This is a genomic window from Streptomyces sp. NPDC057616, from assembly GCF_042800575.1.
Taxonomy (GTDB): domain Bacteria; phylum Actinomycetota; class Actinomycetes; order Streptomycetales; family Streptomycetaceae; genus Streptomyces.
In genome coordinates this window covers 102,856-128,157 of record NZ_JBHVGU010000012.1, presented here as the reverse complement: position 1 = coordinate 128,157, position 25,302 = coordinate 102,856, and the positions used below count along the sequence as shown (strand labels likewise).

Annotated in this window: 21 protein-coding genes; 5 read left to right on the top strand and 16 right to left on the bottom strand. The window is 73.9% G+C overall.

Going from position 1 to position 25,302, the window contains the following annotated elements; genetic code table 11:
* Positions 1–1,358, bottom strand: a 1,358-nt coding sequence (locus ACFU97_RS17220; protein ID WP_384256808.1) for an MFS transporter, incomplete at its 3' end; no start/stop codon positions are given.
* 81 nt (positions 1,359–1,439) lie between these two features.
* Here ACFU97_RS17220 and treY point away from each other — a divergent pair.
* On the top strand, positions 1,440–3,812 hold the full coding sequence (treY, locus tag ACFU97_RS17215; protein WP_384256805.1) for a malto-oligosyltrehalose synthase: 2,373 nt from the start codon (positions 1,440–1,442) through the stop codon (positions 3,810–3,812).
* A gap of 309 nt (positions 3,813–4,121) precedes the next feature.
* Positions 4,122–5,372 carry a M14 family zinc carboxypeptidase gene (locus ACFU97_RS17210; RefSeq protein WP_384256803.1) on the top strand — a complete coding sequence of 417 codons (1,251 nt, stop codon included), beginning with the start codon at positions 4,122–4,124 and terminating at the stop codon, positions 5,370–5,372.
* Positions 5,373–5,417: 45 nt separating this feature from the next.
* Here the strand turns inward: ACFU97_RS17210 and ACFU97_RS17205 are convergent, their stop codons facing one another.
* The 3 genes from ACFU97_RS17205 to ACFU97_RS17195 all read right to left on the bottom strand — a co-directional run bounded on the left by ACFU97_RS17205 (position 5,418) and on the right by ACFU97_RS17195 (position 7,924).
* On the bottom strand, positions 5,418–5,852 hold the full coding sequence (locus ACFU97_RS17205) for an SSI family serine proteinase inhibitor (RefSeq protein WP_384256801.1): 435 nt from the start codon (positions 5,850–5,852) through the stop codon (positions 5,418–5,420).
* Positions 5,849–7,213 carry a M14 family zinc carboxypeptidase gene (locus ACFU97_RS17200; protein ID WP_384256798.1) on the bottom strand — a complete coding sequence of 455 codons (1,365 nt, stop codon included), beginning with the start codon at positions 7,211–7,213 and terminating at the stop codon, positions 5,849–5,851. Before ACFU97_RS17200 ends, ACFU97_RS17205 begins: the two co-directional genes overlap by 4 nt.
* Before the next feature lie 159 nt (positions 7,214–7,372).
* Positions 7,373–7,924 carry an FHA domain-containing protein gene (locus tag ACFU97_RS17195; protein ID WP_384256796.1) on the bottom strand — a complete coding sequence of 184 codons (552 nt, stop codon included), beginning with the start codon at positions 7,922–7,924 and terminating at the stop codon, positions 7,373–7,375.
* Between the two features lie 174 nt (positions 7,925–8,098).
* On the opposite strand from ACFU97_RS17195, the gene treZ reads away from it, so the two are divergent.
* Entirely contained in the window at positions 8,099–9,844 is a 1,746-nt protein-coding gene (treZ, locus tag ACFU97_RS17190) for a malto-oligosyltrehalose trehalohydrolase (protein ID WP_384256792.1), read from the top strand.
* 26 nt (positions 9,845–9,870) lie between these two features.
* Here treZ and ACFU97_RS17185 read toward each other — a convergent pair whose 3' ends face one another.
* From ACFU97_RS17185 to ACFU97_RS17140, 10 genes are all read right to left on the bottom strand, one after another.
* Complete coding sequence (locus ACFU97_RS17185) at positions 9,871–10,806, bottom strand: phosphotransferase family protein (RefSeq protein ID WP_384256790.1); 936 nt, start codon at positions 10,804–10,806, stop codon at positions 9,871–9,873.
* A 49-nt stretch (positions 10,807–10,855) separates the two neighbouring features.
* On the bottom strand, positions 10,856–11,983 hold the full coding sequence (locus tag ACFU97_RS17180) for an aminopeptidase P family protein (RefSeq protein WP_384256788.1): 1,128 nt from the start codon (positions 11,981–11,983) through the stop codon (positions 10,856–10,858).
* A 117-nt stretch (positions 11,984–12,100) separates the two neighbouring features.
* Positions 12,101–12,724, bottom strand: a complete 624-nt coding sequence (locus ACFU97_RS17175) for a LysE family translocator (protein ID WP_384256786.1) — start codon at positions 12,722–12,724, stop codon at positions 12,101–12,103.
* 51 nt (positions 12,725–12,775) lie between these two features.
* Positions 12,776–13,420 (bottom strand): PDZ domain-containing protein, encoded by a 645-nt coding sequence (locus tag ACFU97_RS17170; RefSeq protein ID WP_384256783.1) that lies wholly within the window; start codon positions 13,418–13,420, stop codon positions 12,776–12,778.
* 74 nt (positions 13,421–13,494) lie between these two features.
* Positions 13,495–15,660 carry a germacradienol/geosmin synthase Cyc2 gene (gene cyc2 / locus ACFU97_RS17165; protein WP_384256781.1) on the bottom strand — a complete coding sequence of 722 codons (2,166 nt, stop codon included), beginning with the start codon at positions 15,658–15,660 and terminating at the stop codon, positions 13,495–13,497.
* A gap of 339 nt (positions 15,661–15,999) precedes the next feature.
* On the bottom strand, positions 16,000–16,752 hold the full coding sequence (locus tag ACFU97_RS17160) for an ABC transporter ATP-binding protein (RefSeq protein WP_384256778.1): 753 nt from the start codon (positions 16,750–16,752) through the stop codon (positions 16,000–16,002).
* Entirely contained in the window at positions 16,749–17,588 is an 840-nt protein-coding gene (locus tag ACFU97_RS17155) for an ABC transporter permease (RefSeq protein WP_384256776.1), read from the bottom strand. Before ACFU97_RS17155 ends, ACFU97_RS17160 begins: the two co-directional genes overlap by 4 nt.
* Positions 17,585–18,385 (bottom strand): ABC transporter permease, encoded by an 801-nt coding sequence (locus tag ACFU97_RS17150; protein ID WP_384256774.1) that lies wholly within the window; start codon positions 18,383–18,385, stop codon positions 17,585–17,587. The genes ACFU97_RS17155 and ACFU97_RS17150 overlap by 4 nt, the downstream gene beginning before the upstream one ends.
* 16 nt (positions 18,386–18,401) lie before the next feature.
* The gene (locus tag ACFU97_RS17145) at positions 18,402–19,376 is read right to left on the bottom strand and encodes an ABC transporter substrate-binding protein (RefSeq protein ID WP_384256772.1); all 975 of its coding nucleotides are present in this window, start codon (positions 19,374–19,376) and stop codon (positions 18,402–18,404) included.
* Between the two features lie 56 nt (positions 19,377–19,432).
* Positions 19,433–20,296: a TIGR03619 family F420-dependent LLM class oxidoreductase gene (locus ACFU97_RS17140; RefSeq protein ID WP_384256770.1), complete on the bottom strand. Its 864-nt coding sequence runs from the start codon at positions 20,294–20,296 to the stop codon at positions 19,433–19,435.
* Between the two features lie 127 nt (positions 20,297–20,423).
* Here ACFU97_RS17140 and ACFU97_RS17135 point away from each other — a divergent pair, with 127 nt between their 5' ends.
* Positions 20,424–21,686 (top strand): cytochrome P450, encoded by a 1,263-nt coding sequence (locus ACFU97_RS17135; RefSeq protein ID WP_384256767.1) that lies wholly within the window; start codon positions 20,424–20,426, stop codon positions 21,684–21,686.
* Between the two features lie 31 nt (positions 21,687–21,717).
* On the opposite strand, the gene ACFU97_RS17130 is transcribed toward ACFU97_RS17135, so the two are convergent.
* Both ACFU97_RS17130 and ACFU97_RS17125 read right to left on the bottom strand, forming a co-directional pair.
* Positions 21,718–22,887, bottom strand: coding sequence for a damage-control phosphatase ARMT1 family protein (locus ACFU97_RS17130; RefSeq protein WP_384256765.1), 1,170 nt, complete (start codon positions 22,885–22,887; stop codon positions 21,718–21,720).
* Positions 22,888–22,985: 98 nt separating this feature from the next.
* Complete coding sequence (locus ACFU97_RS17125; RefSeq protein WP_384256762.1) at positions 22,986–23,633, bottom strand: ScbR family autoregulator-binding transcription factor; 648 nt, start codon at positions 23,631–23,633, stop codon at positions 22,986–22,988.
* 706 nt (positions 23,634–24,339) lie between these two features.
* Between ACFU97_RS17125 and ACFU97_RS17120 the strand changes: the two genes are divergently transcribed.
* Entirely contained in the window at positions 24,340–25,284 is a 945-nt protein-coding gene (locus tag ACFU97_RS17120) for a lytic polysaccharide monooxygenase (RefSeq protein WP_384256760.1), read from the top strand.
* Positions 25,285–25,302 lie beyond the last annotated feature (18 nt).

Sequence of the window (25,302 nt, the reverse complement as noted above, 5' to 3'; positions counted from 1 at the left end):
TGGGGGAACGAAAGCGGGACGGTGCCCTTACACAGAGGCGAGGGGCGGAACACTTCCCGGTTCCCTCCTCGCAGCCCCACGACGCGCGCGTGGCGGGCCGGTTCGGCCGGCCGTGCGGTCGTGTGCGCGTTCCTGCGTGCGGCGTACGGCGCCGGGCGCACCGTGCAGGCGATCACCGCGGCGAGGGCGGCGGCGAGGGTTGCCGCCGCGAAGGCGGCCGCGGGGCCGTGGGCGTCGGCCAGACGGCCGGTGACGGCGACCGCCACGGCCTGGCCGGCGACGATCGCGCTCGTGGCGAACGCCATGGCCTCGGCGAGGCGCGCGGGCGGCACCGCGCGCTCGACGAGCCCGAACACCGTGATCAGGTGCGGGGCGTAGGCGACGCCGAGGACGGTGACGACGGCGTAGAGGACGCCCAGGCCGTGCGTGCGCAGCAGGGGCAGGGAGAACACGAGGGCGGCCGTGGTCGCCGCCCGCCAGCGGACCGTGAGGGGGATGCGGGCGGGTACGGCTGCCATGGAGAGGCCCGCGACCGCGCTCATCACACCCATGGCGGCGTAGACGAGCCCTGCCTGGTCCTCGTGCCCGAGCCGCTGGGTGAGCGCGGTGATGCCCGCCTGGCAGGCGCCGAACATCGCCCCCTGGAGGGCGAGGGCGGCACAGAGGGGGCGGACGGAGCGGGGCAGGCGGGGGCGGCGGTCGCCACGCGCGCGTGGCGTGCCGCGGGCCGCGCGGCCGCTGCGGGGAGACGTCACCGTCGCGGTCGGATGCAGCGCGAAGCCCGTGCCGCAGACGGCGACCAGGAGCGCCGCGGCGGCCAGGGCGTGCGCCGGGTGGGCCAGCACGGCGGCCACCCCGACCAGCGCGGGGCCCAGCACGAAGGAGATCTCGTCCAGGGTGCTCTCGAAGGACAGGGCGGCGCCGACCGCGGTCTCGGGGGCAGCGGATCTGCGGGCCAGGGCCACCAGGCGGGCGCGGCCGAGCGGGCCGATCAGTGGCACCGTCGCCCCCGCCGACGCCCCGAGCAGGGCGAGCACGGCGGGCGGCAGTCCGGCGAGCGCACCGGCCACCAGGGCGGCGATCGCGACGGCGTTGGCGAGGCAGAACACGAGCACGACCGTCCGCTGGCCGTGCCGGTCGGCGAGCCGGCCCACCAGGGGACCGCAGCCCACCTGCCCGGCCGCCAGCGCGCCGCCGGTGAGCCCCGCGGCCGCCAGAGAGCCGCTCGTCCGGGCGACGAGCAGCACGCTGCCGAACTGGATCGTGGCGGTCGGCAGCCGCGCCAGGAAGGACACCACGGGCAGCAGCGGCCCGGTCAGGCGGATGACGTCCCTGTACGTGCGCCCCGTGGTTCCCATCGCTCGAAGCTAGCCACGCGCACGTGCACCCGTGCAGGGGACGATGACACGAAGGGCGGCAGGGCGGGTACGTAGGTTTGCATGACACCTGAGCGACCCGACCTGATGGCGCCGACGGCCACCTACCGGCTGCAGCTGCAGCCCGCGTTCCCGTTCGCGGCCGCCGCGGCCGCCGTGCCGTACCTGGCCTCGCTCGGCGTCTCGCACCTGCACCTGTCGCCCGTGCTGGAGGCCGTGCCCGGTTCCACGCACGGCTACGACGTGGTCGACCCCGCGCGCGTGCGTGAGGAGCTGGGCGGCGAGGAGGGGCTGCGCGCGCTGTCCCGCACGGCGCGGGAGCACGGTCTGGGCCTGGTGGTCGACATCGTGCCCAACCACATGGCCATGGCGCCGCGGCACAACCGCGCCCTGTGGGAGGTGTTGCGGGAGGGGCCCAAGTCGCCGTACGCGCGCTGGTTCGACATCGACTGGGAGGCCCAGGGCGGCCAGGTGCTGCTGCCTGTGCTCGGGCAGCCGGTCGGCTCGGTCCTCGGCGAGCTGCGGGTCGACGGCGACGTGCTGCGCTACCACGACCACGCCTTCCCGCTGCGCGAGGGCACCGCGGAGCTCCCGCTGCCGCAGCTCCTGGACGCCCAGTGGTATCGGCCGGCGTGGTGGCGCCTGGCCCGCACCGAGCTCAACTACCGGCGCTTCTTCAGCATCTCGGAGCTCATCGGGGTGCGCGTCGAGGACCCGGAGGTCTTCGACGCCACGCACGCGAAGATCCTGGAGCTGCTGCGCGAGGGCGTGGTCGACGGGCTGCGCATCGACCACCCCGACGGGCTCGCCGACCCCGACACGTATCTGCGGTGCCTGCACGAGGCGACCGGCGGCCGCTGGACGGTGGTGGAGAAGATCCTGGCGGACGGGGAGTGCCTGCCGGCCTCCTGGCCCGTCGCGGGCACCACCGGCTACGACGCCCTGCGGCACGTCGACGGCCTGTTCACGGACCCGGCGGGCTTCGGTGAACTCCTCGGCCAGTACCGGCGGTTCGCGGCCCCGCAGACGGACCGGGGAGGCGACTGGGCGGCGACGGTGCGCCGGGCGGCGTACAAGGTGATCACGCACGAGCTGGCCACCGAGATCAACCGGCTGACGCGGGTGGCGAGCGCGCTGTGCGCCGGCGCCCCGGACCCGGCGCTGCGCGACCGCGCCCCCTGGGCGCTGCGCACGGCGCTCCAGGAGCTGCTGGTCCGCATGGAGGTCTACCGGCCGTACGCCTCCGGGGACGCGGCCTCGGTGGTCACCGAGGAGGCCGCCGCCGAGGCCCGGCTCGCCTTCGTCGTGCCGGAGGAGGCCGGCGCGGTCGACGTGGTGCGCGACCTGGTGCTGGGGCGGGCCGGTGACGGGCCCGACCACGAGGAGTTCCGGACGCGGTTCGCGCAGACCGCGTCGGCGCTGCGTGCCAAGTCCGTGGAGGACACGGCGTTCTACCGCTACGTGCCGCTGCTGTCGGCGAACGAGGTGGGCGGCGACCCGGGCAGCCCGGGGATCTCCCCGGAGGACTTCCACGGCTACTGCGTGCGCGTGCAGCGCGACTGGCCGCTGACCGGGACGGTCGTCTCGACGCACGACACCAAGCGCAGCGCCGACGTACGGGCTGCTCTGGCGGTGCTCACGGAGTGCCCGCAGCGGTGGGCCGACGTCCTGGCCGAGGTGACCCGCGCGGGCGACGGCGTGCCGGACGCGCAGCTCGCGTGGGCGGCCTGGCAGACGGTGTTCGGGCTCGGCGCGGCGGCCGAGGAGCGCGTGCAGCAGGCCCTGTTGAAGCATGTGCGCGAGGCGGGACTGCTGACGAGCTGGACGGAGCAGGAGCCCGCGTACGAGGAGGCGGTGGCCGCCTTCGTCGCGGCGGGGCCGTGCGGGCCTCCCGGCGAGCACGTCCTGGCCCTGCGGCGCGCGCTGGAGCCGCACATCCGGGCGAACGTGCTGGGCACCGCCCTGGTCCAGCTGACGATGCCGGGCGTGCCGGACGTCTACCAGGGCACCGAGGGCGAGTCCCTGGCGCTGGTGGACCCGGACAACCGGCGGCCCGTGGGCTTCCCGCCCGAGGCCCCCGGCGACAAGGACGCGGTGACCGCGGCGGCACTGCGGCTGCGCGCCCGGCGGCCCGGCGCGTTCGGGGACGCGGCGACGTACACGCCGCTCGCCGCCGAGGGCCCGGCGGCGGCCCACTGCCTGGCGTTCGCGCGCTCCTCGGAGGTCGTCACGGCCGTGACGCGGCTGTCGCTGCGGCTGGCGGAGGCGGGCGGCTGGCAGGACACCCGGCTGCCGCTGCCGCCGGGCCGCTGGTCCGACGTGCTCGCTCCCGGGCGGGAGTTCACGGGGCACGCGCGCGTGGAGGAGCTCTTCGGGCGGCTGCCGGTGGTCCTGCTGGAGCGGGTGGACGCCGAGCAGGCTCAGGCGCCCCGGTAGGCGGCACGCGCGTGACGGCGGTCGTGGGGCGCCCCGCGCCGTCGTGGCGCGCCCTGTGGTCGTCCCGGCCACCGGCTCACGGCCGCGCACGCTCCCGGGGCCCGGGCCGGGCGGCCGGCGCGTCGCGCGGGCCGACGGCGCCCTGTTCGCGCCCGGGCTCGCGGCGTCAGGCCTGGTGTCCGGAGGTGGCGCGAGCCGCCCGCGGCGAATGCATCTGGGCGCCCCCGGGAGCCTCCCCCTGGGCGTTATTGACACTTCGGGGAGAGCGTGGGGTACTGCGGAAGGCGAAGCCGGGCGGACGTGACGGGGGTGAGTCTCCTGCCTCAGCGGCGCTACCCCACCGTGACCCAACTCGTCGCGTGCGCGCGGTCGTTGGCCGTTCGCAGACCCAGTCTGTGCGTGCTGAGGGAAGTGGGCGTCTCTCGGGCGGGCAGGCCTCTGCACCTGCTGTCGGTGGGCCACGCCCGGCGGGCCGTGCTGGTCGTCTCCGGTGCCCACGCCAACGAGCCGACGGGCGCCTGCACGGTCCTCTCGCTCGCCGAACGGGTGCTGGCGGACCGGGAGTTGCGCCGGGACACGTCCTGGCACTTCCTGCTCTGCGTGGACCCCGACGGGGCGAGCCTGCACGTCACCCCGGCGCCGCGCAGTCTCTACGACTACCACCTCGGGTTCTTCCGGCCGGCCGCCGAGGAGCAGCCCGAGTGGTCGCCGTCGGTGCTGCCGGCGCACCGCCTGCCGCCCGAGACGCGCGCGCTGACCCGGGTCATCGACGAGCTGCGCCCCTATCTCCAGGTCACCCTGCACGGAACCGATCTGGGCGGCAGCTGGGTGCAGTTGACCAGGGACATACCGGGTCTCGCCGAGCCGTTCGCCAAGTCCGCCGCGCAGCTGCACATCCCGGTGGAGACGGGCGCCTCGGACGCCGCGGGCTGGTCCGCGTCCGGACCCGGGGTGCATGTGATGCCCGCCCCCGGTGCGGGCGCCGCGTACCCGAGCATGCCGGACGACGCGCGCCACAGCACCTGGTACGCCACGCACCGGTACGGCGGTCTGACGGCGGTCGTCGAGGTGCCGATGTGGGCGAGCGACCTGGTCGACGACCCGGCTCCGCATCCCGCGCCGGCCGCGGCGATACGGCGGGTGGCCCGCCGGCTGCTGCGGGACGCCTTCGAGGTGGACCGGGTGCTCGCGGAGGCGCTGCCGCGTCTGGAGGGCGTCGACGGACCGCTGCTGCGGGCCACCCGGTGGGTGCTGGACCTGGTGCCGGGCCTGGCCGCCGACTGGACGCACACACCACCCGCCGGCACCACGATGGCGTACGTCAGCAGTGTGGACGCGTTCGGCCGCCGTCTGCCGCTGCGGGCGGCGGCCATGCTGCTGCGGGTCCTGCGGGAGAGCGGCGACCGGGCGGCGCCGGGTCTGGAGCGGCTCGTGGCGGCCTGGAGCGAGGCCTTCGCGGAGCGCTTCCGGGCGCGCTGGGTGCCGCTGGAGCACCAGGTGGAGCACCAGTCGCGCACCGTCGTCACGGCGGCGCGGTACGCGCGCGACCGCGCGGCATGAGCACGCCGCCCGGGCTCGCGCGCGCCGGCCGCCGCGCCACCGGCCTCAGGTGTCGAGGGCGAAGACGGACCCGGTGCGCGCGCTCATGAAGCAGGCGCTGGAGAACGTCTGGGTGTAGTCGACCTTCCGGTTGCTCCACTCCCCGCGCGCGTGGACGGTGACCGGCGCGTAGATCATGGGGCAGTAGGCGTCCTTCACCGGGATGCGGGAGATGTCGCCGTCGGCGGCCGCCAGTTCGCCGCACGCCTCGGCGGCCCGCGCGTGGCCTTCTGGCGGGTCGCACAGCAGCAGGGTGTCGCGGTGGCCCGCGGCGCGGGAGTCACCCTTGGTGACCGTGAGGTAGAGCCAGTTGTCCGGCGGGAAGTGGTGGGTGACCGCCTGCGCCGGGGCCGCGCCCGCGAGCAGGAGCGCGGCCGCGAGCAGACCGCCCCGTACCGCTTTCGCCGTGGTGCTGATCGCTTCTGTGGTGCTGGTCGTCATTCCCGGTGCATCGGCACGGTCGCCTGGGAACCCCAGCCCGGCTCACCCGAACGGGAGCACGCGGGCGCGTACTGCCCGGCGAGTTCGAACGCGGCGAGCACCACCCGCGACTGGTACTCCACCTGGCGCGCGACCGGGATCCAGCGCGCGCCGAGGGCGTCGCGGTAGTCGGCGCACCATTCCTCGACGAGCCGGTCCAGGTCCGGCAGCACGCCGGCGGGGTCGCGGCCGGCGGCCGTGACGAGCTGGTGCAGCAGGCCCGCCGTGCGCAGTGCCAGGCGGCGCCCGGCGATGCGCAGGGCGGCCAGGTGGCCGCTGCTGAGCGGCGGCAGCGGGCGCGCGCCGGCGGCGACGTCGGGGTCCCACGCGTCGGCGAGGCCCGGGCAGACCAGTAAATAGTCGTCCACCGGGGCGAGCAGGGCGGCCGCGTCCGGCGTCCGCGCGAGGTGCGGCCGCAGCCGGGCGAGGAGCACCTCCAGAAGCCGTGTGTCGCGCCGCAGCGCGTGGCTGACGGTGCGCAGCACCGCGGCCGCGTCGGAGGGCGGGGAGCCGTCCTCCACGGCCGCCACGCCCCACATGGGCGCCTCGACGACGGCGGTCACCGTGCCGTGCCGGTAGGGGTGGAACCAGGTCGACTCGACGGCCGCCTCGGTGATGGCCGCGGCCAGATCGCCGATGCGCGGCGGCGGGATGCGGTAGACGGCGGGGCCCAGGCTCGGCCAGTACAGGGTGTCGTAGGGGCCGAGTTCGCGCGGGATGCCGAGGCGGGCGGCGGCGCGGGCGACGCGCCCCGCGAGGCCCGGCAGGTCGTGGGTCAGCTCGACGAAGCCGCCGCCGACGTCAACACCGTGCAGGGAGCACTGGAGGAAGGGCCGCAGCTCGTCCTGCAGTTCGAGCAGGGTGCGGGTCTCGGGCAGTGCGGCGCCGGCCGCGCCGTCGGGCAGCCACTCGGGCTGTTCGAGGAAGCCGGGCCGGAAGAAGTTCCGGAAGTACCGGCCGAGACTGTACGGGCCCTGCAGCCAGCCCTCGTTGCGGCGCAGGCCGTCGGGGTCGAGGGAGAGCAGCAGGTTCCAGGTGGCGTCGGAGCCCTCGGTGAACCGCGGGTCGGCGAGGGCGCGTTCGGCCAGCCGCAGCACGGTGCCGCCGCCGACGGGTTCGTTGGCGTGCGGCCCGGCGACGACGAGGGCCTGGCGGCTGCCGTGACCGACGGAAAGCAGCCACATCGGGTTGCCCGCGCGGGAGGTGCCGACGCGGCGCAGGCGGGCGTCCGCGGGACGACGTGCGACGAGTGCTGCCGCCCGCGCGCCGAGCTCGTCGACGGTCGGGTAGCGGAGGAGGGGCGGCAGGGCACACCTCCACAATGTGGTGCCGTCGTTTCACCTGATGTGCATGGCGTACGCACAGTCAGTCACGACTTCAGGGGTACGTCAACACCGCGGAGCGGAAACCGCTTTGGTCCATCGCAGCACGTCAACGCGATGTCATGCTCAGGCCAAAGCTCTTCGGGACGGCGAGCGCATTCAGTCGCAGGCGAGCCGGAACGACATCCGTCCGAAGCCGACCTGATCACCTTCGCGCACGACCGCGGCACCGATGACCCGTCGCCCGTTCACCGTCGTGCCGTTGGTCGAGCCGAGGTCGCGCAGCACCCACATGCCGCCCTGGCGGCGGAGTTCGGCGTGCACGCGGGACACCGTTTCATGCGTGAGGCGCAGCCCGTTGGCCGGATCGCGACCGATGCGCAGCGGGTGGCCGTTGCCCGGGTGCGGCAGCAGCAGCTTGGGCAGGCGCTCGGCCTGCCATGCCCTGCGCAGCCGTACCGTGAAGCCGGAGACCGCCTCCACGGTGCCGAACACCAGGCGCGAGAGACGGTTCTCCTGGGGGAGGTCGGCGGTGAGCACGGCGAGTTCGTCGGACCGGCGGGCGGCGAGCGCCAGTTCCATGCGGTGGATGAACGTGTCGTGCGACAGCCGTCCCATGGCGACGCCGTCACGCAGCACCTTCAGCGCCTTGTCGCGCTCCGCGTCGGACAACCGCGCGGGGTACGTGTGGAACTCGAAGGACGACGTCACGTTCGTGATTGTCGGTCAGTGAACTCCGGGTGTCCAGGAAACGGGAAAACGCCGGGCACGCGCACGTGCCCGGCGACACCCGCCCGCAAAACGGCGGATGCAAAAGCGGATTGATCTCGTTTGGAGCACCATGGACGGGCTACATCACGGTGAGCAGACGAAGGGGAACCGTCCGTGCAGTTCGAGGTGTGGGCACCACAGGCCGAGCGCGTCACGCTCCGGTGCGACGACGACACGCGCGCGCTGGAGCGCGATCCCGGACGGGAGGGGTGGTGGCGGACGGAGGCCGAGGCGCGCGACGGCTCGCGGTACGGCTACGCGCTGGACGACGGTCCCGTGCTGCCCGATCCTCGCTCGCGCCGGCAGCCGGACGGCCCCGACGGCCTCAGCGCCGTCGTCGACCAGCAGCGGTACGCCTGGCGCACCGAATGGGCCGGGCGCCCGCTGCCGGGCGCGGTCCTCTACGAGCTCCACGTCGGCACGTACACCCGTGAGGGCACCCTGGACGCGGCCGCGGAGCGGCTCGGCCATCTCGTCGAACTGGGCGTCACCCACGTCGAGTTGATGCCGCTGTGCCCCTTCCCGGGCACGCACGGCTGGGGCTACGAGGGCGTCTCGCTGTGGGCGGTGCACGAGCCGTACGGCGGTCCCGAGGCGCTGAAACGGTTCGTCGACCGGGCCCACGAACTCGGCCTGGGCGTGGTCCTGGACGTCGTGCACAACCACCTCGGGCCCTCCGGCAACTATCTCCCCCTGTTCGGGCCGTACTTCACGGACACCCACCACACGCCGTGGGGTTCCGCCGTGAACCTCGACGCGCCCGGCTCGGACGAGGTGCGCGACTATCTGCGCGAGAGCGCCCTGTCGTGGCTGCGCGACTACCGGATGGACGGGCTGCGCCTGGACGCCGTGCACGCGCTGGCGGACACGCGCGCGTGCCATTTCCTGGAGGAGCTGTCGACGGCGGTGGACGCCCTCGCCGCCGAACTCGACCGCCCGCTCTTCCTGATCGCCGAGTCCGACCTCAACGACCCGCGGCTGATCACCGCGCGCGAGGCGGGCGGCCTCGGTCTGCACGCGCAGTGGAACGACGACTTCCACCACTGCCTGCACACCGCGCTGACCGGCGAGTCCCAGGGCTACTACGGCGACTTCGCGCGCGCCCCCATGGCCGCGCTCGCCAAGACGCTCACCGGCGGCTACTTCCACGACGGCACGTACTCCACCTTCCGCGGCCGCCGCCACGGGCGCCCCCTGGACCGCACGCGCGTGGCCGCGCACCGGCTCCTGGGCTACGGCCAGACGCACGACCAGGTCGGCAACCGCGCCCTGGGCGACCGCCTGTCGGCCACCCTCTCCCCCGGTCTGCTGGCCTGCGCGGCCACGCTGGTGCTGACCGCCCCCTTCACGCCGATGCTGTTCATGGGCGAGGAGTGGGCGGCCGGCACGCCCTGGCAGTTCTTCACCGACCACACCGATCCCGAGCTCGCCGAGGCCGTACGGCGCGGCAGGCGGCGGGAGTTCGCGTCCCACGGCTGGGCGGAGGAGGACGTACCGGATCCGCAGGACCCGGCGACCCGCGACCGCTCCTGCCTCGACTGGGCGGAGCCCGCCGAGGAGCCCCACGCGCGTGTGCTGGACTGGTACCGGGCGCTGATCGCGCTCCGGCACGAGCAGGCCGACCTCACCGATCCCGATCTCGCCGACATCAAGGTGGCGTACGACGAGCGGCAGCGCTGGCTCGCCTTCCGCCGCGGGGACGTCCGCGTGGCCGTGAACATCGCCAAGGAACCGGCACAGATCCCCCTGGGCCCGCGCCACGCGCGCGTGCTCGCCGCGTGGGAGCCCGTCGAGGCACCGGGCCCGGACGGGGTGCTGCACGTGCCCGGGGAGTCGGCCGTGGTGCTGCTGCAGGGCTGAGCGGCACCGGACGTTCGCAACGGGCCCTAGACGTCCGCCTCGCCGTCCCGGAACTCCGTCACCCGCTCCAGCAGGATCGCCTCCCAGGCCCGGCGGAGCCGGAGCCGGTGCAGCGGCAGGGCGGCCGTATCGCGCTCCTGGAGTGCCCCGGCGAGGCGGACGACCGCGTCGCAGCGGGCCAGCCACAGGCCGCGCAGACAGGGGCGGGCGCCGTAGCCGGCGAGGGTCGCCGCGCGGACGGCCGCCGGTGAGCCGACGGCGACGGCCAGCCCGGCGATGTCCTCGGCGGGGTCGCCGACGGCCGCGCCGGACCAGTCGAGGACGCCGCGCACCCGGCCGTCGGGGCTGACCACCAGGTGCTCGCCCTTGAGGTCGTGGTGGACGAGCACCGCGGTGCCGGGCTGGGCGGCGAGCTGCACGGCGGCCGCGCCGGTGAGCTGGTGCAGGCGTACGGGGTCGAACTCGTCGGCCGCGGCGAGCCGTTCGGCGGCGCGCTCGGCGGCCCGGCGCAGGCCCTCCAGGGAGCGCGGGGCGACGCGCGGGACGCCGAGCGACTCTGCCTGCCGGGCGGGCACCTCGCGCAGACCGGTGAGCAGCCCCGCGAGGTCGGCCTCGCCGACGGCGGACACGTCGTGCTCCTCGCCGGAGCCGCCGGGCACCTTGGTGTCCAGCGTGTACGTCAGCCCGGCCGCCCACTCCCCGTGCGCCACGCTGGTGGGCACGGCGACCGGCAGGTGCGGGCGCAGCAGGTCGCGCAGGCGCAGCTCGCGTCGCTGGCGGACGGCGGCCTCGCGGTCGGGCGCGAGGCGCAGCACATGCCGGGAGCCGACCCACCAGGTGCCGTGCCCGGCTCCCTCGGTGACCGGCCGCACCTCGGGTCCGGCGCCGGCGCCACCGTCCTTGAGCAGGGAACTGACCAGCCGGCGGACGGTGTCCGCGGTGGGTGTCGGTGCCTGGGTCATGGTCCGCGCCGTTGTCCCTCGGGGGTCTGCTGGGGCTCCTGCTGGTCGCTCAGTCCACTATGACCATCTCGCGGGTCGTGTCGTTCAGCCGTCGCCCGCCGTCCTCGGTGACGGTGACGATGTCCTCGATGCGCACACCGAACCGGCCGGGCAGATAGATGCCGGGTTCCACGGAGAAGCACATTCCCGGCACCAGGGGCTGCCGCTCCCCCTCGATCATGTACGGCGGCTCGTGCGTGGTGACGCCGATGCCGTGGCCGGTGCGGTGGATGAAGTACTCGCCGTAGCCGGCGCCGGCGATCACTTCCCGGGCGGCCCGGTCGACGTCCTGGCAGGCGGCGCCCGGCCGCACCGCCCTGAAGCCCGCCTCCTGGGCCTCGCGCACCAGGTCGTGCACCCGGCGCTCCTCCTCGGTGGGCTCGCCGACGTGGACCGTGCGGGAGGTGTCGGAGCCGTAGCCGTCCTTGAGACCGCCGAAGTCCAGGACGACCATGTCGCCGTCCTCGATGACGCGGTCGCCGACCTCGTGGTGCGGATCGGCGCCGTTCGGGCCCGAGGCGACGATGGTGAAGTCGACCTGTGAGTGGCCGAACTTCCGCAGCAGATCGGCGAGGTCCGCGCCGACGGCGGACTCCTTGCGGCCGGCGAAGGGGACCTTGCGGATCTCCTCGAAGGCCGCGTCCGCCGCCGCGCCCGCGGCCGCCATCAGCTCCAGCTCCGCCGCGTCCTTGACGGCGCGCAGCATCGGCAGGGCCTCGGTGAGGGACTCGTAGGCGGTGCCGGGCAGCGTGCGCTGCAGGCCCAGCAGGTGCATCGCCCAGGCGTTGTCGCTGACGCCGAAGCGGCCGGTGCCGGACAGGAGCGCGGCGGTCGCGGCGTACGGGTCCTTGCCGTCGGTCCAGTCGCGCAGGTTCAGGGCGGGCGCGCCGGGCGCCTGCGCGGCGTCCGGGGCCTCCAGCGTGGGCACGACCAGGACGGGGGCCCGGCCCTGGGCGATGACGAGCAGGGTGAGCCGTTCGGTGATCGCGGTGGGGGCGTAGCCGGTCAGCCACACCAGATCGGGGCCGGGCGCCACCAGGAGCCCGTCGAGACCGGCGTCCGCGGCGGCCCGCGCGGCGCGGTCCATACGGGCCCGGTAGTCGTCGGCGGTGAAGGGCGCGCGCGTGCTGCCGGTCATCCGGGCCTCCCTGGGCGGTTGAAAGGACCACATAGGACTACGGGCAGCATCCTGCCCGGACAGCGGGGGCCGCGCGACCGGTCTGCGGGTCTTTCGCGCACCGCGGCGTCCACGGCGTCAGCCCTCCAGGGCGAGACGGACGCCGAGGAGCAGCAGCACGCCGCCGGAGATCTGCTCCAGGCGGCGGCGCACCCCGGCGCGCGACAGGACGGCGCGCATCCGGCCGACGCACCACACGTACAGGCCGTAGTAGCCGACCTCGTAGACCGCCCAGAGCGCGGCGAGGCCGGCCGTCGCGGGCAGGTGCGGGGCGCCGGCGGGCACGAACTGCGGCAGGAAGGACATGGCGAAGATCGCCGCCTTGGGGTTGGCGAGGTTCATCAGCAGCCCGGCGCAGTAGGCCGCCCAGCCGCTCTTCCCGGTGCCCTCCCAGGCGTCGCCCCCGGGCGCCCCCTTCGCCCGCCGTGCCTGCCGCAGCGCCTGGACGCCGAAGCCGACGAGGACGACGGCGCCGGCGACGCGCAGCACCTCGTACGCCACCTCGGAGGCCGCGAGCAGCCCGGTCAGGCCGAAGGCGGCGACGATTCCCCAGGTGAAGATGCCCGTCTCGTTGCCCAGCACGGTCAGGAAGCCGTCGCGTCTGCTGCGCAGCGACTGCTTGATGATCAGCACCGTGCTGGGGCCCGGCGAGGCGGCGATGAGGGTGCAGGCGCCGAGGAAGGCGATCAGGGTGCTCAGCATGAGGGCCATCGTGGCCGGTGCCACGGGGCGGGGCCAGTGTTTTTCCGGCGGTCACATGACGAACCCGGGGACGGCCGTGAGCTGCTGGTAGGCGCCGCTGCCATGCCGGACCGTCAGGACGACCTCGGAACCGGGGCGGGCGTGCGCGACCGCGCGGGCGAGGTCCGCGGCCGACCCGACACGGGTCCCGCCGAACGCGAGGAGCACGTCACCGCGCACCAGCCCCGCCGTGTAGCCCGGACCGGGGACGTGGACGCCGACGATCAGGGCTCCCTTCCGGTAGGCGTCCACCGCCTCCAGGCCGAGGGTAGCGGTGGCGGGTGCCGGGGGCGCGGACGAGGCGGTGGGGGCGGGGGTGGCCGGGGCGGCGGAACCGGGCCCGGGCACGGCGGGCGGCTGCGGTGCCCGGCCCCGCGGTGCCTGGCGCTGCGACACCTGGCCCTGCGGTCCCCGGCGCTGCAGGTCGGCGAGCTTGCTCAGCCCTATCACCGTGGCGCCGACGGTCCCGATGCCGACCCCGGACAGCACCAGGACCGCCGCGACGAGCAGCCCGGACAGCAGGGTCCTCAGCCGCCGGGCCCGCTTCCGCGCGGCGTGCGGGTGCCGCACGGGCGCGCCGGGCCGGGTGCCGCGGCCGGGGCTCCCGCCGGGGTCCTGGCCGGGCATCGGCTTGGGCCGCAACGCAGTCTGTTCCATGGATCGCCTCCTGCTGAAGCTCTACCCGGGAGCCCCGGCACGCGACGAGTCACGAAAGAGTGAGACTGACTCCGTCAGAGGGCGGGCACGGCGGACGGCCGGTCCGGGAGGAAGCCGTGGGCGCGCCGGGCCAGGTAGCCGGCCTGGTAACGGTCCACCTTCCGGTGCCAGTTGAGAATGCCCGCGAGCCAGTTCTGCAGGTCTGCCACATAGCCGTCCATCGCCTCACGCGCTTGCTCCGAGAGCCCGAAGTCGTCGTAGAGGAGGGGGAGTTCATGGGCGGCGACGTGCTCGAACTGCTCCATGCGCCGGGTCATCAGGTCGTGGACGACCGAGAGCGCGGTCGGGTAGTCGACGCCGAAGAAGTTCTGCACGACGAGGATCGCGTTGTGGATCTCGCCCTCGTACTCGATCTCCTTCTGGTACGAGAAGACGTCGTTGAGCAGGCAGGCGTAGTCGACGGCGGCGTTCTCCAGCGAGCGGACCGGGCCGCTGCGGTAGACCTCCGGCGGGACGGCGGGGCCCCGGCCCATGCGGCACAGGCTCAGGGTGAGGTCGGAGCCGAAGGTGGCCCGGCGCATCTCCAGGTAGTCGACCGGGTCGGGGATGCGGTGCTGCATCTGGTTGGACAGCTCCCAGACCCAGCTCTCGGTCATCGTGTTCACCGCGTTCTTCAGGGTGCGCCGGTCCGCGGCCGGCATCCCCGCGGTCGTCCGCGCCCACAGGTCGGTCAGGCCGCGCTCCATGGCGTTGAGCGGGGTGGCGGGCACGTCGCCGTCGAGCGGCATGCACTCCGACAGGCGGCGGGTGGTCAGCCGGGCGGCGGCCAGGTCGCGGCGGTGGCCGTACACGAGCGGGTAGTAGTCGTCGCCGTACGTCCCCCAGGCGAGCCACCGCGAGCTCAGGTCGAGCGCCTCCGGCGTCGCGTCCGGGTCGAGGCCCGCGGAGCACAACGGCAGGTCGTAGGCGGCGAGTTTGTCCTCGTCCCAGACGCCCTCCTCGAGCATGCCCATGGCGTGCATCCAGGCGGTGAGCCGGGGACGGGCCGCCTCCAGGTGCGGGCTCACCTCGACCTCGAAGGGCATGTGGAAGTCGGGCAGCAGCGACGGGCCGACCTTCTGGTACGGCACGTGCGTGTACGCGCGCAGGCGCTCGGCGCCGGCCGCCGCGAGCAGGGCGCCGACGTCGGCGGCGGAACCGCCCGTGCCGCTCGCCCCGGTCACCCCGTGCCACGGATTCCCGGACTGCGCGCGGGCGTTCATGTAGCGACTGGAGCGCAGGTGCCATTCGTGGCCGCCGGACTGCCAGTCCTGCAGGCCTTGCGTGTACCGGGCGACGGCCGCCACCTCGGGCGCGGTGAGGCCCAGGTCCAGTGCGAGTGCGGGCACTTCGGTCAGCGCGGTGTGCTCGAACTGGTGGAGGCGGGAGGTGAGGATGTCGTTGACGGTGTCGGCGGCCTGCTGGGTGGTGCAGCCGAAGAAGGTCTCCAGGACGAGCACGCCGTTGCTGTTCTCGCCCTCGTCCTCGACCTCGCGCTGGTAGGAGAAGAGGTCGTTGCGCAGGTGGACGGCGTCGGCGAAGGTCTCCATCAGCACCCTGAGGGGGCGCGAGGAGGCGGCCGCGGCGGGGACCTCCGCCGTCGCGTACTCCACGAGTCCGGCGGACCAGGGGGCGCCGCCCACCTTGCGGCGCATCTCGACGTACTCGACGGGGTTGGCGATACGCCCCTCGTTGATGTTGGACAGCTCCCACAGGGATTCGTTGAGGAGGTGCTCGGTGGCGACGGCGAAGCGGCGGCGCCAGTCGGCGGACATGGCCGGCACGGTGCGCGTCCACAGGTCGGCGAGGCCGGCCTCGACCGGGTTCTGCGGCTCCGGCATCGGCGTGGCGAGGTCCAACGGCATGAACAGCGGGAGCCGGTCCAGGTAGGCCTTGCCGCCCGCGCGGTCCTGGGTGCGCTTGAAGATCTCCAGGAAGTGGTCGTCGAAGAAGAAGACCCACACGTACCAGTCGGTGATCAGCGACAGGGCCGGGCCGTCGCACTCGGGATGGGTGTAGGCGCAGAGCAGTCCGTAGTCATGGGCGTCGAGGTCGGACTGCTCCCAGATCCCGGACCCCTCCAGCATGCCCATCTCGCGGGCCCACTCGGTCGAATGGGCCCGCGCCTCGTCGACATGCGGGTTCAGCCGCGCGGGGTACGGCATGTAGAAGTGCGGGAGTTCGAAGGGCTGGTGCGTCATGGCCGGGCCCTACCCGGGGCTTCTCGGCGCCATCCGCGGGCCCGGACATGATCACACCATCGCGTGAATCGAGCGTCAGGCGGACCGGAGGCGAGCGGGACGCGGGCGGGAGTCGGTCGGGAGCCGCGCGGAGCCGGACGGGTCGAGCACGCGTCGGACGCGGGCGGGAGTCGGTCGGGAGGCGAGCGGGAGGCGGACGAGTCGAGCGCGCGTCGCACGGCCTTCCCGGCAGGGCAGGACGCGAGCGGGAGACGGGCGGAGCCGGGCGGGTCGAGCGCGCGTCGGGCGGCCGTCCGGGCAGGGCGCACCGGAGCGGTGGTGCGCCGCCGCGGGCCGGCCTCAGCTCCCCCGCACCGCCCGCCCCACCTGCCTGCGCAGCGCCACGAACTCCGGCAGCCCGCGGGTGCCGATCTGCTCGCGTCTGCCGGGGAGTTCGACCGCCAGGTCGAGGACGACGCGGGAGGCGGGCCCCGGGGACAGGACGACGACGCGGTCGCCGACGTAGACGCTCTCGTCGATGTCGTGGGTGACGAAGACGATGGTCGCGCCGTCGGTGCGGTGCACCTCCAGGAGGAGGTCCTCCAGGTCCTCGCGGGTCTGCGCGTCCAGCGAGCCGAAGGGTTCGTCCATGAGGAGCAGGGCGGGGCGGCAGACCAGCGCGCGGGCGATGGCGACGCGTTGCTGCATGCCGCCGGAGAGCTGCCAGGGGTGGCGGCGGCCGGCTCCCTCCAGGCCGACGCGTTCCAGGATGCGTTCGGCCTCCGCGCGCCGCTCGGCCCGGCGCAGCCCGCGGCGGCGCAGCGGCAGGGCGACGTTGTCGCGGACGGTGAGCCAGGGGTACAGCGAGCGGCCGTAGTCCTGGAAGACGACGGCCAGTTGGTCCGGTACGCCGGTGACCGGGGTGCCGTCGAAGGTGACGGAGCCCTCGGACGCGGGCTGCAGGCCCGCGACCGTGCGCAGCAGGGTGGACTTGCCGCACCCCGACGGGCCCACGACGCACAGGAGTTGGCCCTCGGGGACGCTGAGGGAGATGTCGTGCAGGACGGTCTGGTCGCCGTAACGCTGGCCGAGGGCGTCGAGGCGGAGCTTCATGCCGTGGTCCTTCCCCGGCCGACGAGCCGTCTCTCCACCGCCAGCAGCGCGGTGTTCAGGACGTACCCGAGGACGCCGAGCAGCAGCAGCGCCGCCCAGACGGTGAGCAGGTCGGAGCGGGACTGGGCGTCGGTGAGGGTGAAGCCGATGCCGTCGGCGGTGCCCGGCAGCAGTTCGGAGAAGACCATGAGGATGAGCGAGAGCGAGAGGCTCAGGCGCAGGCCCGCGAAGATGCGCGGCAGCGCGGAGGGCAGCAGCAAGAACCACAGCCTTTCCACGGGGTTCAGGCGGAGCACGGCGGCGACGTCGAGGCGGAGCGGATCGGTGTTGCGCGCCCCCTCCGCCGTGTTGATGAGGACCGGCCAGACGGCGCTGAAGGCGATCGCCGTGATCTGCATGGGCGTTCCGAGGGCGAGGACGACGACGAAGACGGGCACCAGCGCGGGCGGCGGCACGGCCCGCGCGAACTGCAGCACGGGATTGCACAGCGCGTACGCCCACCACGACCGCCCGACCGCGAGCCCCAGCGCGATCCCGGTGACGGCCGCGATGGCGAATCCGGCCGCCATCCTGCCGAGGCTGGGCAGCACGTCGGCGACGGCCGCGTCGGTGAGGAAGGCCCGGCCGACGGGCCCCGAGAACCACAACTCGTGTGCGCGGGCGGCGATGTGACCCGGGGGCGGGAAGTAGACGCTGCCGTGCGCCTGCGCGGCCGCCTGCCAGAGCGCGACCACCACGACGAGCACCACGACACGCAGCAGGACGTGACCGCCCGCGCGCCCGGCCGTGATCGCGCCGCGCGCGGCCCTGCGCACCGGCGCGGCGGCCCCCTTCACGACCGCACCCCGTGTGCGTCCGCCCGCCGCTCCGGCGTCCAGGGGAACAGCCGGCGCTCGCCCCACACCAGGACCCCGTTGATGACGAGACCGAGGGCGCCCGCCCAGACCACGCCGGCCAGGACGTCGCGGGTGCCGTCGGTGGCCAGGCCCGCCTGGGCGATGAAGATGCCGAGGCCCTGGCCGAAGCCGGAGAGGAGTTCGGTGGCGACGGCGAGGATGAGCGCGACGGCCGCCGAGATGCGGATGCCGGCGGCGATGAACGGTGCCGTGCCAGGCAGTTCGACCCGCAGCAGCACCGAGAGCCGGCCGAAGCCGAACGCGCGCAGGGTGTCCCTGGCGAGCGGATCGGTCTCGCCGAGGCCGTAGACGGTGTTGAACAGGACGGGCCAGACGCACGCGTACGTGATCAGGGCGACCTCGGTCGCGGTGCCGGTGCCGAGGAGCAGCGAGACCAGCGGGATGAGCGCGACCGACGGCAGCGGACGCAGGAACTCCACGAGCACGCGCACGGCGGAGTCGACGAGCGGCACGCTGCCGAGCAGCAGCCCGAGCGGGACGGCGATCGCGACGGAGAGGCCGAGGCCGAGCGCCCAGGCCTTCAGGGTGGCGCCGACGCCGTCCAGGAAGGCACTGTCTCCCCCCAACTCGACCGCGCGGGCGAGGACTTCGGAGGCGGGCGGCAGATAGCTGCGGCGCACGATGCCCGAGCGGCCGACCGCCTCGCAGGCACCGAACGCCAGCAGCACGCCGAGCAGCCCCAGCAGCAGTTCCTGACGTCGCCGAAGCCGCCTCACCCGACGTTCAGCCGCTTCATGGGACCAGCAGTGTCGCCGGGTCGAGGTTCTTCTTCAACAGCCCCTGTTTCCGCATGAGTTCGGTCAGCCGCCGCAGCTGCGCCGCGTCGGTGGCGGCCGGATAGACCGGCAGCTGGATCCGCCGCGCCTGAGCGGCGGTCACCTTGGTGTACTTGGGCAGTTCCTGGCGTACGGCGTCCGGGTCCTGGGTCGCGATCTTCGAGGCGGCCTCGATGGCGCGCCGGAAGGCCGCCGCCTCCTTGGCGTGCCCGGCGGCGAACTTCTTCGTGGTGACGTATCCGCTGATGGGCAGCGACTGGACGGGCGCCGAGCCGCCGTCCAGCAGCACCTTCGCCTTCAGGTCGCCCTGGATGGCGCTGTCGAAGGGCTCCACCGCGTGCACGGCGTCGACCTGGTCGCGCTCCAGGGCCGGGCCCATCTGCGGGAAGGCGATCTGCCGGTAGACGGGCCGGCCGACGCCCTTGGCGTCGAGGATCGCGTTCAGGGTCAGGGACTGGATGTTGTTGAGGATGTTGACGGCGACCCTCTTGCCCGCGAGATCGGCGACGCTCTTGACGGCGGAGTCCTTCGGCACCAGGACGTCCATCATGTGCGGCGCCACCCGTACGCCCTCGGCGAGGATGCGGACGTCGAGGGTGCCCTTCTCGCCGGCCTGGAGGAAGGTCACGTAGTTCGCGCTGGCGATCACGTCGACCTGGCCGTTGGCCAGCGCGGGCAGCGCCTGGATGCTCTGCTGGACCGGCTGGATCCTGACGTCCAGCCCCTCCTTCTTGAACAGCCCGCGGTCCCGGGCGATGTAGAGCGCCGCCGAGTCGGTCAGCGGCAGCGCGGCCACCTTCAGCCGCGTGGTCCCGGCGCCTGTGGACGACGAGCCGTCCTTGCCGTCGCCACAGGCGGTGAGGAGCAGGGTCAGGGCGGCCAGGACGACCGCCGGTTTCGCGATGCCCGGCCGTAATCGACGTAACGCCATGCGGGCATGATTACCAAAGATTTGTCATGATCACTACAGCGTGATCGGTGCAACCGTCAATCTTTGGAGAAAAACGAAAGGGCTTCCTCGGCCGTCCACGCGAGCGCGTCCGGCAGCGCGCCGGCCGCGACCGGCAGCCACAGCGAGCAGGAGGAGAGCCCGGCGTCGGCGAGGGCGGCCAGCTCCTCCCGTACGCTCTCGGCGCTCGCGTCCGCCCCTCCCAGCGGGCGCCCCGGCAGCCGTACGGCCGGTTCGAAGCCCGGCGGCACCAGGAAGAGGCCGGCCGTCAGCCCCAGGGTCCGCGGGTCGCGTCCGGCCTGCTCGCCGAGGGCGTCGAGCCGTTCCCGCACCGCCTCGAGCCCGGCGGCGTCGACCCCCGAGCCGTGCCAGGCGTCCGCATACCGCAGCGCCCTGCGCAGTGCCGCGTCGCTCTGCCCGCCGACCCAGACAGCCGGCCCGCCCTCGGTGCGCGGCAGCACTCCCAGCCGCGCCGCGCCCTCACCCCGCCACAACTCCCGTACCGCGGCCAGCTGTTCGTCGGCCCGGCGGCCCCGTCCCGCGAAGGGCACGCCGACCGCCGCGTACTCCTGCGTGTCCCAGCCGGTGCCGACGCCCAGCGTGAAGCGGCCGCCGGAGAGGCGGTCGAGGGTGGCGGCCTGGTGGGCGAGGACGACCGGGTTGTACAGCGGCAGCACGAGCACGCTGGTCACCAGCCCGATGCGCTCGGTCGCGCCGGCCACCGCGGAGAGCGTGACCAGCGGGTCGGGGGTCACCCCCAGATCGCCCGCGACCGCGTGGCCGCCGGCGAAGACGTGGTCGAAGCCCAGCTCCTCGGCCCTGCGCGCGGTCGCCAGGACGTCGTCGATCTCGGACTCCCGTGCGGGCCACAGACGGTGCGGTGCCACTCCGATGCGCAACATGTCGTTCCGTTCCCCCAGAACCTGTCGTCCGGCGACGCTGACACAGGGAGCAACAACGCCATCGCCGTGAGCATGCCCGCCGCGCGCTCCCTTGCCGCGTGCCCGTCCGCCACGCCACCGTGGTCGCATGAACGTGCGCGAGGCACCGCCGGTCCCGGACGTCTTCGACCCGCGGCAGTACGCCGCCGGGGTACCCCATGACGCCTACCGGGTGCTGCGCGACCACCACCCCGTGGCCTGGCAGGAGGAGTACGAGGTGCTGGGCTGGCCGGCCGGACCCGGTTTCTGGGCGGTGACCCGGCACGCGGACGTCGTCCGGGTCCTCAAGGACGCGGCGACGTACTCCTCGCACCTCGGCGCGACCCAGATCCGCGACCCCGACCCGGCCGACCTGCCCTTCATCCGGCGCATGATGCTCAATCAGGACCCGCCGGAGCACGGCCGGTTGAGGCGGCTGGTCAGCCGGGCCTTCACCCCGGGGCGCATCGACCGCTTCTCGGCCGTCGCGCGGGAGCGGGCGGCGACGCTGTTCGCGAAGGCGCTGCGGGAGGCCCGCGCGACGGACGGCACCGTCGACCTCGTCGCCGCCGTGACCGACGACTACGCCCTGCTCAACCTCGCCGACCTGCTCGGCGTCCCGGACGGCGACCGCGGGCTGCTGCTGCACTGGACGCAGCGGGTCATCGGCTACCAGGACCCGGACGAGGCCGGTGCGCCCGTGCTCGACGCGGCCGGCAAGCCGGTCAATCCCCGCTCCCCGGCGATGCTCCGGGACATGTTCGACTACGCCCAGCAGCTCGCCGCGCACAAACGCCGCCATCCCGCCGACGACGTACTGACGACGCTCGCGCACGAGCCCGAACTCGCCGACGCAGAACTGGAGATGTTCTTCTTCCTGCTCACCGTCGCGGGCAACGACACCGTCCGCAGCGCCGGCCCCGGCGGACTGCTCGCCCTGGCCGAGCACCCGGAGGCCTGCGCGCTGCTGCGCGCCGACAAGGCGGAACTCCCCACGGCCGTAGAGGAGTTGCTGCGCCGACACCCGCCCGTGCTCACCTTCCGCCGCACGGCCGTCCAGGACACGGAGCTGGCCGGGCACCGCATCCGCGCCGGTGACAAGGTGGTCGTCTTCCACGCCTCCGCCAACCGCGACGAGCGGGCCTTCGCCGCACCGGACCGCCTCGACCTCTCCCGCACCCCGAACCCGCACGTCTCCTTCGGGGACGGCCCGCACGTGTGCCTGGGCGCGCACTTCGCACGCCTGCAACTGCGGGTGCTCTACGAGGAGGCGCTGCGCGCGCTGCCGGTGCTGCGCACGGCGGGCCCGGCGCGGCGGCTGACGTCCAACTTCATCAACGGCATCAAGTCGCTGCCCGTGCACGTCACTTGAGACTCGGATGCGGCGGACCTGGACGTGAGCGTCAAGGACGGACCTGGATGAGCGCGTGCGTGCCGCCGGTCCGCCAGCGCTGCCCTTCGGCCGCCACCAGCGCGGCCTCCGTTTCGGGGTCCAGGCCGGTGATCACGTCCGACTTCAGGGTGCGCAGCGCGGCGACCGGACCGGGGAAGTGGGCGGTGACGTCCCGGAACGGCGTGGTCGGCGGCCACAGCCGATCGCCCACCAGGCGCCGGTAGTTGAGGTCGCCCTTCACGATCGTCACGGTGGCGGCGGAGAGCTCCGCGCGAAGGTCGCCGGGCAGGTCCGCGTACGGCAGCGGGCCGCCGGAGAAGGGGTGGGCGCGCAGGACGAGGCGGCCGTCGGTCATCGCCGTCCACAGGATGCGGCCGTACTCGACGGCTGCGCCCTGCGCCTCGGTCAGCCTGCGCAGCGCGTCGAGCACGTCGGCCGTCGTCGCGTCGGAGACGTAGTAGGGATACGGCTTGACGTGCAGGACGGCGCGGGCGATGCGCCCGCGCTCCAGGAGGTGCGCGATGAGCAGCAGGTCGGGGATGAGCTCGCGGCCCGCGTTGTCGGCGATCAGGCACAGGGTGCCGGCTCCGGACGGCGGCAGCAGCGACCACAGGTCCGCGCTGTCGTCCGCGACCAGGCCCTGGGTGGCGTCCGCGCCGCCCGCGTCCCCGGCGGAGAGGCGGAAGCCCAGGTCGGCGCGGTTGCCCCAGAGGGAGCCGTGCAGCAGGGCCCGGTCCTGGTCGCCGGCGGACAGCGAGTCCAGGGCGGCCAGTTCCTCGTCCGCCTCCGGCGAGTCCAGCTCGGCCAGCTTGAACGGGCGGAACGGATCGATGCCCTGCCAGGGTCCCGTACCGAAGTAGCCGACGGCCTCCAGGAGTTGGCGGTAGAAGTAACTCTCCGACCAGAGCCAGGGGAGGTCGAACCAGGAACGGCCGACGTACTCCGCCGCGCCCCACTCCTCCCAGCGCTCCCGGTCGTGCGCAGCGGCGGGCAGCGGCTCGACGACGCCCTTGGTGCAGCTCGCGAGGAGCGCGTCGAGCGCGCGATGCTGGGCGGGGCCGTACGGGAACGCCTCCCGCACCTGCCGGATGATCGCCGGGTGCCGCTCGGCGAGCACGCTGTGCGGGAACGAACCGGGCTCGTTGCCGAGGATCACGGGTGCGGACGGGATGTCGGACATGCGCCTCACCCTAGGGCCTGCGTGCCGGATCGGCCCGGCGCCAGGAGGCTCCCCCGTCTCTCCCCCCGTCTCCCCTGTCGCCCGCCCTCGTCCCCGTGTCAGGCGATTCTGATCTCCCGCTCCAGCCGCGCGGCGAGGTTCAGGTAGCGGGCCCGGCGGGTCACCGGGACCAGGCCGCGGATCAGGACGTACCACATCTCGGCCAGTCTGCGGGGCTGGCGGGCGACGGGTTCGAGCGAGCGGCTCACGACGCGCGTGCCGACGTAGAAGCTGACGACGGAGTGGGCGACGGCGTCGACGTCGATGTCCGTGTGGAGGTCGGACTCCTTGACGGCGCCGAGGAGTTTGCGGCTGGCCACGTCCCGGAACTCGGTGAACGGATGCTGGAGCGGCGGCCGCACCTCGACTCCCCCCGTGGTGAGCCGGAGTCCGGCGCGCGGTATCGGGCCCTCGACGGAGAGCCGGGCCATGCTGAAGGTGATGCGCATCAGCGTCTCGAGCGAGGAGTAGCCCTGGCCGTCCAGATCCCCCGCCACCTCGCGCAGGGCCCTGGACTGGAGCTCCATGATCGCGTGGGCCAGGTCCTCCTTCGCCGCGAAGTGGAAGTACAGGGCGCCCTTGGTGACTTGGGCGTGCTCGACGATGTCACTGAGGCTGGTCGACTCGTAGCCGTGACGGTCGAACAGGTCTGCTGCGGCCGTGATGATCGTCGCGCGGGTCTGCTCGGCTCGTAACTGCCTCGCCATCGACTGAACACTCCTGGGACTGGAAAGAACGGGGCATGCTGTTTTTTGTTACTCCCCGTGTACGATATCTCACCCATTTTCGACGGTCCACAGCGCCCCCGAAGAGGCCCAACTCGCCCCGGACGCACCGGACTTCCGGTCTCGCACCGCCCCTCTCGGCAGTCCCCGGGCACACAGGTCCGACCAGCTCGGCGCGCCGATGGAAGGCAACGAGGAGGGGAAAGGGGGAGCCGCGACCGGCGGTCCGGACCGGGGCCACCCAAGGGGTCGCCCGCACGGCGAACAGGCCCGGAACGTGACCCCTTGAGCACCCGAAGAAAACAGGATGGCCGGTATGTAATGTGTGCTGCCCCAGGGGTCTGTACGCGAGGGGCTGGAGGGACACGTGTAACTGAAAGACGCGCGGCCCGCCGGCGGGGAACGTCACCACGTTTGCCGCGGGTCGGACGCACCGACGGGGGACGGTGGCCGTCAGGGACGGTTGAGGCATGCTCCTCCCTCGACCCCCGAGAACGACAACAGAGCAGGCGGACGGATCCGTGCCGGCGACGCCAGAGTACGAGGCGACCGGTTGGTTTGCAATGAGGCATGGGCGGCCTCCAGAGGCGTACGGCGCAGGTGGGCCCACCTGGTGAACGCGCCGGGCGCGCGCCCCGTACTCACCGGGAGCACCCCTGTTCCCGCGTCGGCCGAGGAGACGTTCCGGATGTCCCGGATGACCGCACACCGCGCCGCCCTGACGGCCGCCCTGGTGACCCCGTTCCTGCTGCCGCTGTGGGCCGCGGGTCCGGCGCAGGCGCACGGCGCGCCCACGGACCCGGTCAGCCGGGTCTACGCCTGCTCCCCCGACGGCGGTTCCGCCGCGCGGTCCGCCGCCTGCAAGGCCGCCGTCGCCGCGAACGGCGCCCCGTTCACCCTGTGGGACAACCTGCGAGTGCCGGACGTCAACGGCAGGGACCGCCAGGTCATCCCGGACGGAAAGCTGTGCAGCGGGGGCCTGCCCGCCTACAAGGGGCTCGACCTGGCCCGCTCCGACTGGCCGTCGACGACGCTGAGGCCGGGTGCGGCGCTGACGATGAAGTACGCCTCGACGATCCCGCACACGGGCACGTTCAAGCTCTATCTGACCAAGCAGGGTTACGACCCCGCCAAGCCGCTGACGTGGTCCGCGCTGCCGTCCCAGCCCTTCGCGACGGTGAAGGACCCGGCCCTGACGAACGGCGCCTACCGCATCGCGGCCAGGCTGCCGTCGGACCGGACCGGGCACCACGTCCTGTTCACCATCTGGCAGAACAGCAGCACGACGGACACGTACTACTCCTGCTCGGACGTGGTGTTCCGGGCCGCGTCCGGGAGCGGTGGCAAGGCGGCCGCACCGAGCACGGCGGAGAAGGCGGGCGGCGGCTCGGGCGGTGGCAGGAAGGCGTCGGGCGGCCCGGCGGCCACGTCCACCACGTCCGCCGCCCCTTCGCACACCGCCGCGTCGGCGGCGGCCCCACGGGAGGGCACCGGCGCTCCCGACAGCACTCCGGTGGCCGCGACCCCCACGGCGAGTTCGGGTCCGTCCGCGCCCATGATGGCGGGCGGCGCCGCTGCGGTGCTGGTGCTCACCGGCGGCGCCGCCCTGGCGCTGCGTCTGCGCCGACGCTGAACTCGGCGTGCGGGCAGG